This is a genomic window from Trichodesmium erythraeum IMS101 (assembly GCF_000014265.1).
GTDB classification, from domain to species: Bacteria; Cyanobacteriota; Cyanobacteriia; order Cyanobacteriales; family Microcoleaceae; genus Trichodesmium; species Trichodesmium erythraeum.
This window is the reverse complement of sequence record NC_008312.1, coordinates 1,215,904-1,228,136: the sequence shown is the minus strand read 5'-3', so window position 1 is coordinate 1,228,136 and position 12,233 is coordinate 1,215,904. Positions and strand designations below refer to the sequence as shown.

Below are 12,233 nucleotides of genomic sequence, written 5' to 3'. Positions count from 1 at the left end.
GAGTTTATTATATAATAAAACAAGAGGTTTAATAATTAACTAGGGGATGAAATTACTATGGCATTTATTAGTCCGAAAACTGATTATGCTTTTAAGAAAATATTTGGTTCTGACCAAAGTCAAGACATATTAATTAGCTTTCTCAATGCGGTTATTTATGATGGAAAAAACCAGATTAAATCTCTAATAATAATTAATCCTTATAATCCCGCTCAGGTACAAACTTTAAAGGATAGTTATTTGGATGTTAGAGCAGTATTGGATGATGATTCTCAGGTGATTATTGAAATGCAGGTAGCTAGTGTTACTGCTTTTGATAAGCGGGTGGTTTATAATTTGGCAAAAACCTATTCTACTCAATTAGGTCCGCGCCAAGGTTACAGGCATTTAAAACCAGTTATTGGGGTGACAATTACGGATTTTGAAATGTTTCCAGAAATAGAGGATGTTGTTAATTCTTTTGCGTTTTTAAATGAGAAAAAGTTCTTTAAATATACAGCGGCAGAAATGCGGTTAGTTTTTGTGGAGTTGCCGAAGTTTAATAAGTCATTGGATGAGTTGGAAAGTTTAGTGGATAAGTGGATTTATTTTATTAAAGAGGCGGACAGTTTGGAGGTTATTCCAGAAATTTTGGGGGAGGTTTCGGTGATAGAAAAAGCTCTCAATATTGCTAATGAAATTAATCTAAGTGTTAAGGAATTAGAGTTGCTAGAACAACGGGCAATTATGGCACAAGATGAGAGTGGGCGTATACTTTTTGCTGAGGAAAAAGGAGAGAAAAAGGGTCGAATTAAAGGGACAATTGCTATGATAATACTTTTACTCAAGGAGCGTTTTGACAAAGTTCCAGAAGATGAAATTGCTACTCAGCTTGATGGTCTATCTTTGGCATATTTGGAGAGTTTAACTAAGGCAGTTTTAAGGTTTAATAATCTTGATGATTTATCTAATTGGTTGGCAAATAGGTAGGTATCATTTCAGTTATCAATTATTAGTACAATGGTAGGGAGAATTAAAACCTGATTTTATTGATAATAAGTTAGGTTTCTCTATCTGTCATAAATTATTTATTTCAGGATTTTTTATTGCAGTTAGAGAATCATAAAAATAGTTTGTAAATATCTTTTTTGTTGGGAATATATCTATTCATAAAACTTGAGAATTGACTACAATTATCAGAATTACCAATCATCATCTTCTTCTTCCTCAATTACACTAATTTGTTTTGCATAGCGTTTTCCATTTTTTTCTTTGACCTCAACTTCTACTAACTCTCCTTCGGTTAATTGAGATATAGACTCAGTATTCATGTATTTGTCGTTAAAGAAAATGTCTAAGGTTCCATCATCTGGACTAATTCTACCCCTGTATAACTTTTCTTTTTTATCATACCGAATGTATTGCACTGAACCTGTTATAAAGAAGGTTGGCTGAGTACCTGTGGCGATCGCTCTCTGAATTTTGTGATATAATTCTTGGAAACTGGTATTATTAGGAGCAACTTTTAGTGCCCGCTCACAATATGCTAATGCTTCTTCTTGTTTTCCTAATGTAGATAAAATACGGGTTATACTGGGAATAATTATCCTTAAACCTCGGATGTTGCCTAATTTGACATCAATTTCAAACCCTTGAGACAATTCTTCAACAGCGCGTTCGTTCTGTCCGCGGTTGCAAAATATTTTTCCTCTTGCTGTATATACTTTTGCTAGGTGAGGTTCATTATTTAGTTTTTTTCCTAGTTTAATGCTTTGGTTAAAGTACATAAAGGAACGCTCATGAGCTTCGTCTTCTTCCAGATGAGCCATAACTTGTCCTAAGCTATTGGCTATAATAGCTTGTCCTAATTCATCCCCAAGTTTTTCGGCAAAACTGTAACTTTCTTCTAAGACTTTCTTTGCTTCTTTCCATTTCTGTTGTTTTTCTAGAACACTGCCTAGGGTACTCATCACTTTTGTTAAACCTGGTAAATAATTGTTATCTTTAAAAATTTCGACGCTTTCCTTGAGGAATTTTTCGGCTGTTTCAAATTCTTTTTTTGATTTATAAATTATGCCTAAATTATGTAATGCCCACGCAGTTAAAAAATATTGATCTTTGAAATTTTGGCTGATATTAATTACTATTTCAAAAGCCTGCTGTGCTTCATCTAGTTTCCTCTCTTTTTTTAGCAACTCTCCTAGAGAATTCCAGCTAATAGCAAGAGATTTTTGGTCATCCAGACTTTTAGCGTTCTCTATTTGTTCTTTCAAAGCTTGTTGTGCTTCCTTTAATTTCCTCTTTTTTTGCACTCTTTCTAAACGCTTCCAGCCAAGAGTAAGAGACTGTTTATGATTGAAGTCTGTATTCTTGATTGTTTTTTCAAAAGCGTGCTCTGCTTCCTTGAGTTTCTCTTGTTTTTCTAACACTCCTCCTAAACAATTCCAGCCAATAGCAAGTCCATGTTTGTCATCAAGACTTTTAGCGAGGTCTATTTCGGTTTCAAAAGCGTGCTGTGCTTCCTTGAATTGACCTTGTTTTTCTAACACTCCTCCTAAACAATTCCAGCCAATAGCAAGTTGATGTTTGTCATCAAGACTTTTAGCCAGCTCTATTCCCTTTTCAAAAGCCTGCTGTGCTTCCTTGAATTGACCTTGTTTTTCTAACACTCCTCCTAAACGGTTCCAGCCAATAGCAAGTCCATGTTTGTCATCAAGACTTTTAGCCAGCTCTATTCCCTTTTCAAAAGCCTGCTGTGCTTCCTTGAATTGACCTTGTTTTTCTAACACTCCTCCTAAACGGTTCCAGCCAATAGCAAGTCCATGTTTGTCATCAAGACTTTTAGCCAGCTCTATTTCCTTTTCAAAAGCCTCCTGTGCTTCCTTGAATTTACCTTGTTTTTCTAACACTCCTCCTAAACAATTCCAGCCAATAGCAAGTTGATGTTTGTCATCAAGACTTTTAGCCAGCTCTATTCCCTTTTCAAAAGCGTGCTGTGCTTCCTTGAATTTACCTTGTTTTTCTAACACTCCTCCTAAACAATTCCAGGCAATAGCAAGTTCACGTTTGTCATCAAGACTTTTAGCCAGCTCTATTCCCTTTTCAAAAGCCTGCTGTGCTTCCTTGAATTGACCTTGTTTTTCTAACACTCCTCCTAAACAATTCCAGCCAATAGCAAGTCCATGTTTGTCATCAATACTTTTAGCGAGGTCTATTTCGGTTTCAAAAGCCTGCTGTGCTTCCTTGAATTTACCTTGTTTTTCTAACACTCCTCCTAAACGGTTCCAAGCAATAGTAAGAGACTTTTTATCATCAAGACTTTCATCAATTGCTATTTGTGCTTTAAAAGTTTCAATAGCTTTTTCCGTCTTACCTTGTTTCTTATAAACACCACCTAGTACATTTAGTACTTTAGAATGGCGCTTCCCCCGCGTATCTATATCTTCAATTTTTTGATCATCAGATGAAATATCTTTTGCAGAAATTAAGATTTCTTCTGCTCGTTCAAATTCTTCTACAAAAGACCAATACCGACCTTGGTGCATTTGACATCTAACTATTGTATACCAATCATCAAATTGTTCTGCCCAAGTTTGAAGTCTTTCCATCAGACTAATTCCCTGTTCCCAATAGCCATAATGTTCAAATAACGGCTGCAACTTTAAAACAAATTCATAAGCTTCCTTTCTACTCTCCGTCGTCTGACCCCAATAACTCTGCAACCACTCAGCAGCTAAGAACACATCACTCAAATCTGTAGCAACTTCCGCAATAACCGTCTCATCCTCCAAATCATCAAACTGTAACCGCTCCACAAAAAACTGAGCATGACGTTCCTGAGCCAAACTCAGCAAATTCCTATCTTGAGCAACAGACCTAGCATACTCCCGCACCAAAGGATGTAATACAAAACGGTCCTGTTGAACTTCCTCAGAATTCAACAACGATACCTCATACAACTTATTTAAAAAATCCTCAGCATCAAACTCATCCTCACAACCCCCTGCTGCCATTGCCGTTCTCAGAGCAAACCCATCCTCCCCACAAACCCCCAGACAAGCAAAAAAATCAATTTCCTCCTCCTGCAAAAACTCCAAACTCAAATTCAAACAAGCTACCACATTAAAATCTGGATCTTCCCCCAAGCGTAGTCGTGGTAAAAGTCTCAATTGCTCCTTTTGCCTTTGTAGAGAATCAGCATAAGTAGCCAGCGATCGCCTTTTTCCCCGCAGAGTACCACCTGCAACCTGTAGGGCCAAAGGTAACCTACCAACAACTTCAGCTATCCGTTTTGCTGCAGCTAAGGCATTATCAATCTCACTTTGACCCACAATATTCCTCAGTAAGTCCAGAGCATCATTTTCCGGGAGCGATCTTAACCTAATTGTAGCAGTTTCAGACAAATCCAAAGAAACAGGCAAATTCTGCTTTCTAGTAGTAACAATTATAGCACAACGGTTTCCCCCCGGACGTAGTACCTTAATTTTCGCCTCTTCCGCATTATCAAAAATCAGCAACATCCGCCTGGGAGCAAAGAACCTTTGCATAATCTCCCTAGCTTCTATATCATCATCCTCATCAATAGGATGGCCAATGATTCTCGCCAACTGACGGGCAATACTATTGACATCCTTTTTATCCACTCGCAAACCTATCACTCCGTCAGGAAACTCATACCGATGGACAGTAGCAAAATGATAAGCTAAAGCAGATTTACCAACTCCGCCTCCTCCCGTCAACCCCACAATACTGCATACTTTCTCACCCTCCTGAAACAGCAGTAAATTTTCCAACTGTTTCAGCTCATCCCTGCGCCCAGTAAACGTCGAAATATCTGACAGTGGGAGCTTAAAAAGATGATTATTGACAGGTGGATTGCTTTTTGACTGGCCATCATTTCCGAAAAAAGGTAGGATGTAACCTCATGATCAATCCTCTGAGAGGTTTCCAGGTTTTAGACATCACACCTTCGGTATCCATCTCCAATTCATAGGAAGCGATCGCCGGAATTAAAGGTATAGCAACTTTCAATTTAGCAGAAGCTGATCTCTCCAAACCATCCAACCTAGCTCGAATTTCTGCCAACAAAGCCAACATTTCCGGAGGGTACTCAGCAAAAGAACCTTCAAGAGAAGTAACTGCTTGCTCAACTTGTACCAACTGACTGGCCGCCTGATCTTCAGGAATAACAACCTCCTGCATGGGATAAAGCTCCCAGTATTCCTTTTCATAACGAAAAATATCCGGTAAGACTTCTGTCTTAATGCGTTGCTGTATTTCAAACTTTTTATCACTACCGGGAGAGATAATAGCTAGCTCTTTTTCAAAAGACCCCAGTTTTTCGTAAAGTATTTTAATCGTTTTCTCTAAATCAGCTAACCGTTGATGAATATAAACCATAAATGTTTATCCTAAAATAAAATTTATTGAAATATAGCAGTTTATTAAAATATAGTAACCCCCATCATTATAAGACATTTTCAAACCGTTAAATTTAGATAGTTTCCATTTGACTTTTGAATAGGTAACTTTTGACCTTTCTTGGAGAGCGATCGCTTAAACTAGCAAAGAGAAAACTATATCCTCCTCTGTCCCTATTAATTTTATTTTCATTGTGTAAATTTTATATAATTTTTGTAAACTTTTATGAACTTGAGCCCGAACTTAAACCCAATTTTGTAGTAAATAGGTTAATTTAATCAGGCAAAAGATCTAAATTTTATTATGTAGATAAATGGTTGATCACTTAACAAAACACGAGGAAATACACCAACCATTAAGAAACTTCAAAAACCTAAATAATATTAAATAAAATTTCAAAAATTGATGTATTTCTCCCAAACAATGCTATACTTAATGCAAAACTTTTATCATCAAACAATTAGTAAGATTCAATAACATTAAGAGGAATTACTACTAGCCAATAATTGTATATAATTCTGATATTTATTTGTCCCCGACTCTTCAACTTCCTGGCTCCCGGACTCCGCAGCTCCTAAACTTCCCGGCTCCTCAACTTCCACACATCCCTACTTAGGAAAACATCGAAAAGTTTTTTAGATTTGATATTACTCAGAACTTATAACTAGATAAAACTTCTCAACTTTTTAGTTTTGAATTAAGTCTGAAATTAATAATCAGTTTGAGCAGAATAAGAAACAAAATTAGCCAAAGGCATCCACAACTTTTCAGTTGAGTCAAAACACTGCCAACTTTTACCCTCATCCAAATAACAAATCAAAACCCGATCATTTTGATAGTCAGAAAAATACTCTGCAAAACATAAAAAAGGATGAGTTTTACGACTCAACCTTTTAGCAATAGCCAAATTTGGACATTCAATAGTTAAAATAGTTTCTTCATGCACATAAGCAAGAGAAAAAATGCACTTTCGTAGAATAGCCCTCAGCCAACTTTCCGTATGGTCAAAATACTTATCTATCAGTTGATTTGTCAAAGCTTTTTCTAAAGAACGATCTAATGAATCGTATTTTTTTAGGTGAGCCATATTTAAATCTGAACCTTAAACTGCAGTTGCTTTATTTTATTTGCCAACATAATTAATATAAACCTTTAAATGCCAGAATCAAAACTGGCTTATTCTTACTAAGTCATCAAAACTTAACCATGCCTACCTATACCGGAATTTCTAGCGAAGCATTTCGCCATCCCCTAGATCGACAAGCTGAAGATGCATTACGCAACGTACCTGGATTTGACTTAATTGCCAGTAAATTTGTAGAATTTATTTATAAACGCCCACAATATGTTTATTTAATGGGCAATGGAATTAAAGTTGGGCCTCGTCAATATGCCAGTATCTATCAAATATTTCGAGGATGTGTTATAGATTTAGACATATCACCTGAACCGACCCTATTCGTCTCTCAAGATCCCCAAGTAAATAGTTATTCCCTAGGCAAAGATCAACCCATTATCGTTTTAAATACTGGTCTCTTAGACTTATTAAATCAAGCAGAATTAAAAACCGTACTAGCTCACGAACTAGGACATATTAAGTGTGGCCACCCAATCTTAAATCAGATGGCAACTTGGGCAATGGGTATTGCTTCAGCGATCACAGACGTAACTTTTGGTTTAGGTAATTTAGTTAGCAGTGGGTTAATTTTTGCCTTTTACGAGTGGCGACGCAAAGCTGAATTATCAGCAGATCGAGCTGCTCTTTTAGTCATGGACGACCTAAATTTAGTTATGCAAACTATGATGAAAGTAGCTGGAGTCAGTAATAAGTATGCAAATGAGTGTAGCCTAGAAGAGTTCATTCGTCAGTCTGATGATTATCAAAGCCTAGACCAAGATGGCCTAAATCAAGTTTATAAATTTTTGCTTTACAATGGTGGTCAGGGTCTAATGTTGAGCCATCCTTTCCCAGTAGAACGACTGCGCTACTTGCAAAACTGGGCAAATTCTGCTGAATATCGTCAAATTCATGCTGGTAACTATAAATGTGCTACTAGTGAGGGTGCTGTTGAGGTCGAAGTAAACTCTCCAGAAAATGAAGCAGATGCTTTGCGTCGTGAAATTCAAGACTTAAAACAAGAAATTAACCGGATAAAGTCAAGATAACATGGACTAGGGCAACAGGGCAATAGGGCAATAGGGCAATAGGGAAGTGGGGGGGTAGGGGACTCAGCAAGTCGGCAGGTCAGCAAGCCTGGGACTCGGAGAAATTGAGGTAATTAATAGAATTATAGATAGTGGTCCATTGCCATAGTCATGCATTGTCCGCCATGTTTCTTCAACAGACAAATGGGATCATTTTGCTCCTGTGCAGTGGTATTCCTTTTTCCCGTATATCGTTACCATAAAGGACTAGTACCATAGCACTAAATTTTTTGTCCTCAACAAAAAAAATCTGTTGTCAGGGAAAAGATAGATATCCTATGATATTTGCCTAGAGCGATACTAGCAATTAAAAATTTTTCCGGAAATTAGATTATATTAAGATGTAGTTAAAAATATAACTATTGTAGAAATGTATTTAATCTATTTATTAGTAATTGCTTGATTCTTTCAAAAGTTTATGGCCGAATGCTGACAACTAGCCTATAATTTTTTCTATGCAGACTATAAAAAACAATCAGCTATACAAAACAATCAGGAGTTTCTAATTATGTTACAAGATAAGAAATCCAATGGCTATACCAAACCACCCCTATTTTGGGGTATAAGCAAAGCAGGAGCGATCGCTTTAACAGTAGGAGCTACAGTATTGGGATTTACTAATCCTCCTAGAGATGAATATGTTAATTATGCTTCTAATAAACTGGCAACTCAGATTAAAGAATCTGTTTGTAAAGAATCTAAAGTGCCAGACTTTTTGAATGATTATACAGAAAGTTTAATTAAGAGTTGTGAAAAGTTAATTAAAAGTCAAAGAACTACTATTAAAGAATTAATGGATAATGCCACCAGACGTCAAAACTTAATATTATTTAGTACTTATACAACTGAATTTCATGGTAATAGATATCATACTATTGGTGGGGTGGGAAACTTTCTTACATTTCCACCAGAGAAAATTGATAAAAATTAATGACAATTCATGCTTACTTGCTAACCTTTGTCGGGATATTCAATAGAATATCCCGACTCGACTGATATGCCTAAATATGTAGGCCTTTGTAGAACAAAATGAAACCCAAGAAAGCCTTATTGTCCCTGGGTTACCCTTACAGAATGTTACTACATCCACCAGAGCTAGCCCTACAATTAAGGATATTCTATAGGCAAAGGTTCAATATCAAAAACATCCAGACAGGCACTAGCAATTTGACCAGAATTTAATGCAGCGAATAAATCTGATTCTACCAAGTGCTTGCCTCGCGGAACATTAATTAATTAAATAAGCTCCTGGAGGCAAAGCCGAAAAAAATTTATGGCAAAGAATACCTTAAGTTTGTAGCGTGACTAGTAACAAACAGGCGATCGCCTGACATTATTCTAAGAAAACTTAAACTGTTCCTTCCCGTGAAAGCACTCCACTCCTACAAATGCTTTAGGAGTTCTACTCCAGCCATGAACAGGAAAACCCATCAATTTTAGTTTTTTGGCAACCATCAAGCCAAAGTTCCCCAAGACCAAAACCCCCACAGTCAATGAAGTAGCATCTTGTACAGATAAATATTTCCAACATTGTGATGTCTGTAATACTTGATATTCAAGCAACCGCCCTTGAAAAATCAAAACAGCCATAGTCACATACTCTACCATTTGCAACCTTTTGCTTTCACAGACCAAACGCACAATAGAGATATTATCTGGTAAATGTGGATCTTCTAAAATTCTATTAACACCTGCTCCTAGAGACATAATTAACTTCAAGTAGTGAAACCTGTTTAAGAGCCATATTGCTACACAACACTACCGGGAACGCTGTTTCATTAAGTTGATACATCATTCCCAAATAGTAAGTGGTCAAAAAAAAATTGTTTATAGTAGAGTCTTAGCCCTAAGAAAAATAAAGCTAAAGCCCTACTACAAAACTTAATTATAAATATTCAACCAGAGATGATATTACTCAGTCTTTGTTTTAATACATCTGCTAAACTCCCTATAGGCACTTTCATTTGTTCTCCAGTTCTTAAATCTTTTAAACTACACATATTAGCTGCTGCTTCCTCAGAGCCAATAATAATGCAAAAAGGAATTTTCTGCTTATCAGCTTGTTGTAATTGTTTTCCAACTCCACGACCATCAAAACTTGTTATAACATTCATCCCACTACGACGCAATTTTTGGGAAACATCCAAATAAGTAGCCATCAAACTTTCCTGCATATTCACAACCATAACTGTTGCTGGAGTAGGAGCAAAAGATTCCAGAATACCCGCCTTTAATAAACGACTCATTAATCTAGTTAAACCAATAGAAATACCAACCCCAGGCATTTTTTCCCCAATAAACGTTCCAACTAATTCTTCATATCTACCCCCAGAACAAATACTTCCTAAAGCTTCATGCCCTATTAAAGTCGTTTCATAAACTGTACCTGTATAATAATCTAATCCCCTAGCTATTGATAGATCAATACAAAAACGTTGGTCTGAAACTCCCAAATTTCTGACCCCAGAAATTACTGTTTCTAACTCATAAATTCCCTGACTTAAAACCTCAGAATTTTCCACAGTTTTTGTCATACTTTTCAACTTATCTAAAACATCATCAACGGTACCCTTAATATTAGTAAAATCCCAAACTTTTTCTACTTGATCTTCAGATAAACCAATTTCTTTCAAAGCTTTTTTTACCTTGACTTCTCCCACTTTTTCCACAGTATCAACAATCCGAATACAGGAAACAATATTCTCTACTAACACACCCACAGATGCAAAAAAACCAGTCAAAACCTTACGATTATTAATCCTTATTAGAAAATCTCCAATTTTAATAGCTTCAAATATTTCAGCAATAATAGCTGGAATTTGTGCATCATATAATAAACTTAATTTTCCTCTACCTACAACATCAATATCGCATTGTCTGAACTGTCGAAAACGACCATCTTTTGCCCGCTCACCTCGAAAAACCACATCCATTTGATAACGAGCAAAAGGAAAATTTAAAGCATTTAAATGCCGAGCAATATAAGCAGCTAAAGGAACAGTTTGGTCAAATTTTAACCCCCTTTCTTCTGAACCACTATCTCCTGCTTGGTCTTTTTCTGCCTGACGATTTGGAGGTAAAATTGGAGATAAACCATAAACAATATTATCCCCTTGATTTCCTTTAGCTTGTAGTACTTCTAAACGTTCTACTGCTGGAGTTTCAATAGGTGTAAATCCGTAGCGTTCAAACACCTGACGAATTGTATCCATTAAATAACTTTCCAATCGTTTTTCACCAGGTAGAAATTCGGGAAAACCACTCGGACAACTATAATTAATTTTATCTGCTTTTGCCATTTTTAACCTCAGATATTTTTTTCTTTAGAGCAGAGAGTAAGTAGGGATTTTGCATAAAGTCGTCCCCTGGTCATAGGAATTAAGAGCTAGAGTTATTAGGTAGGAATGAGGTATCTGTGCTCTTAGCCTATAACCTTTAAAAACATTTTTATTCCTTACTTTTTATTCCTGCCAAAAAGAGCTCCAAATAAACCACCCGCTTGCTCAGTTTTATTTACTTTCTGTTTAGTTTTACTTGCTACCTCAGTTTTATTTACTTTCTGTTTAGTTTTACTTGCTACTTTACCTGTTTTTTTCCTATCATTATTACTAGATTTAGCTTGTTCCAATATTTTTTGTACCTCTAATGCTTTTGGATCTTTAGGGTTTAATGATAGAGCTTTTTTAATTTCAATTTTTGCCATTGTATTTTGATTTTGGTGTAAATAGCAAAATCCTAATAAAGCATGATAACGACTATCATTTGGATCTGTTTTTAGAGTACCTTTCAACTCCAAAATTGCTTGAGCATAATTTTTCGTAGAAATGAAAGTTTCTGCACGACGGCAAGCTTGATCTACCAAAGAATTTTGAGCCTTTGGTTTTATAGTTGTAGATTTATTGTTATCTTTAGGTGGTTGTGTTGGTGGTCGCTGTGGCATTACATAATCTTGATTTTGAGTTTGTTTACGTAGAAGATAAGCTAAGTTTAGCTCACTAATTTCTCCTGTAATTTCTAAAGTTTTATCTAAATATTGATACTGGCGATCGCTCAATTCTTGAATAGCTAATTTATATGTTTTTTTGTAATTTCCCCCGTGAGCAATTTGTTTAGCTATATCAGTTTTCAGTTCAATCTGACTACGGTTATAAGTAATATTATTCCTTAATTCCTTAAGGACGACAAAAAGTTCAGCGCGCTCCTTTTTCTTAGAAAATTTATTATAAGCTGGACTCACAAATTTAGATAATAACTCATTAGCCAATTCCTTATCTATATCCTTTTCAAAAGGACAGGTATCAGGGTGTAAACGACGTGCCAGCCACATATATCTTTTCCGAATCTCATCAAACTCCGCATCCAGAGAAACTCCTAAAATTGCATGATGGTCTGTAAAATCAAATTTAAATAATCCCTGTGAAAAAATAAACATTATAAATACTCCTCAAATTTCTATTAAATGTAATTTATAGTATTGTTCATAATTAGTAGACAAAAATACAGAAGTTCTATGAAACATTCCTACAAGGATTTTTCTTCTTATATAGAATCTAGTTATATAGTATATATTTAGAATTCTATAATTACTTCAATTTACCCTACCCCCTACCTCCAACTAGAGAATAACT

At 35.8% G+C, this 12,233-nt stretch carries 10 protein-coding genes; 3 read left to right on the top strand and 7 right to left on the bottom strand.

The window, feature by feature from the left end:
• The first annotated feature begins 57 nt into the window (after positions 1-57).
• Entirely contained in the window at positions 58-969 is a 912-nt protein-coding gene (locus TERY_RS03650) for an Rpn family recombination-promoting nuclease/putative transposase (protein WP_011610586.1), read from the top strand.
• Between the two features lie 212 nt (positions 970-1,181).
• Here the strand turns inward: TERY_RS03650 and TERY_RS03645 are convergent, their stop codons facing one another.
• From TERY_RS03645 to TERY_RS03635, 3 genes are all read right to left on the bottom strand, one after another.
• Positions 1,182-4,772 carry a tetratricopeptide repeat protein gene (locus tag TERY_RS03645; RefSeq protein ID WP_044136371.1) on the bottom strand — a complete coding sequence of 1,197 codons (3,591 nt, stop codon included), beginning with the start codon at positions 4,770-4,772 and terminating at the stop codon, positions 1,182-1,184.
• Between the two features lie 100 nt (positions 4,773-4,872).
• Positions 4,873-5,379: a hypothetical protein gene (locus TERY_RS03640; protein WP_011610584.1), complete on the bottom strand. Its 507-nt coding sequence runs from the start codon at positions 5,377-5,379 to the stop codon at positions 4,873-4,875.
• A 730-nt stretch (positions 5,380-6,109) separates the two neighbouring features.
• Entirely contained in the window at positions 6,110-6,487 is a 378-nt protein-coding gene (locus TERY_RS03635; RefSeq protein ID WP_011610583.1) for a hypothetical protein, read from the bottom strand.
• A gap of 119 nt (positions 6,488-6,606) precedes the next feature.
• On the opposite strand from TERY_RS03635, the gene TERY_RS03630 reads away from it, so the two are divergent.
• Together TERY_RS03630 and TERY_RS03625 are read left to right on the top strand one after the other, a co-directional pair.
• Positions 6,607-7,566 carry a M48 family metalloprotease gene (locus TERY_RS03630; RefSeq protein ID WP_011610582.1) on the top strand — a complete coding sequence of 320 codons (960 nt, stop codon included), beginning with the start codon at positions 6,607-6,609 and terminating at the stop codon, positions 7,564-7,566.
• 547 nt (positions 7,567-8,113) lie between these two features.
• Complete coding sequence (locus tag TERY_RS03625) at positions 8,114-8,536, top strand: DUF4359 domain-containing protein (RefSeq protein WP_011610581.1); 423 nt, start codon at positions 8,114-8,116, stop codon at positions 8,534-8,536.
• A gap of 176 nt (positions 8,537-8,712) precedes the next feature.
• On the opposite strand, the gene TERY_RS36105 is transcribed toward TERY_RS03625, so the two are convergent.
• From TERY_RS36105 to TERY_RS03610, 4 genes are all read right to left on the bottom strand, one after another.
• Complete coding sequence (locus TERY_RS36105) at positions 8,713-8,838, bottom strand: NAD(P)-dependent oxidoreductase (protein WP_370497386.1); 126 nt, start codon at positions 8,836-8,838, stop codon at positions 8,713-8,715.
• Between the two features lie 105 nt (positions 8,839-8,943).
• On the bottom strand, positions 8,944-9,312 hold the full coding sequence (locus TERY_RS36100; RefSeq protein ID WP_011610580.1) for an NAD(P)-dependent oxidoreductase: 369 nt from the start codon (positions 9,310-9,312) through the stop codon (positions 8,944-8,946).
• Positions 9,313-9,500: 188 nt separating this feature from the next.
• Positions 9,501-10,904 carry a histidine--tRNA ligase gene (hisS, locus tag TERY_RS03615; RefSeq protein WP_011610579.1) on the bottom strand — a complete coding sequence of 468 codons (1,404 nt, stop codon included), beginning with the start codon at positions 10,902-10,904 and terminating at the stop codon, positions 9,501-9,503.
• A 155-nt stretch (positions 10,905-11,059) separates the two neighbouring features.
• Positions 11,060-12,037 (bottom strand): DnaJ domain-containing protein, encoded by a 978-nt coding sequence (locus TERY_RS03610; protein ID WP_011610578.1) that lies wholly within the window; start codon positions 12,035-12,037, stop codon positions 11,060-11,062.
• Positions 12,038-12,233: the final 196 nt, after the last annotated feature.

Excerpts from the sequence above, each read along its gene's own strand:
- TERY_RS03650 (WP_011610586.1), top strand. The coding sequence starts at position 58 with ATGGCATTTATTAGTCCGAAAACTGATTATGCTTTTAAGAAAATATTT.
- TERY_RS03640 (WP_011610584.1), bottom strand. The coding sequence starts at position 5,379 with ATGGTTTATATTCATCAACGGTTAGCTGATTTAGAGAAAACGATTAAA.
- TERY_RS03635 (WP_011610583.1), bottom strand. The coding sequence starts at position 6,487 with ATGGCTCACCTAAAAAAATACGATTCATTAGATCGTTCTTTAGAAAAA.
- TERY_RS03630 (WP_011610582.1), top strand. The coding sequence starts at position 6,607 with ATGCCTACCTATACCGGAATTTCTAGCGAAGCATTTCGCCATCCCCTA.
- TERY_RS03625 (WP_011610581.1), top strand. The coding sequence starts at position 8,114 with ATGTTACAAGATAAGAAATCCAATGGCTATACCAAACCACCCCTATTT.
- TERY_RS36100 (WP_011610580.1), bottom strand. The coding sequence starts at position 9,312 with ATGTCTCTAGGAGCAGGTGTTAATAGAATTTTAGAAGATCCACATTTA.
- hisS (WP_011610579.1), bottom strand. The coding sequence starts at position 10,904 with ATGGCAAAAGCAGATAAAATTAATTATAGTTGTCCGAGTGGTTTTCCC.
- TERY_RS03610 (WP_011610578.1), bottom strand. The coding sequence starts at position 12,037 with ATGTTTATTTTTTCACAGGGATTATTTAAATTTGATTTTACAGACCAT.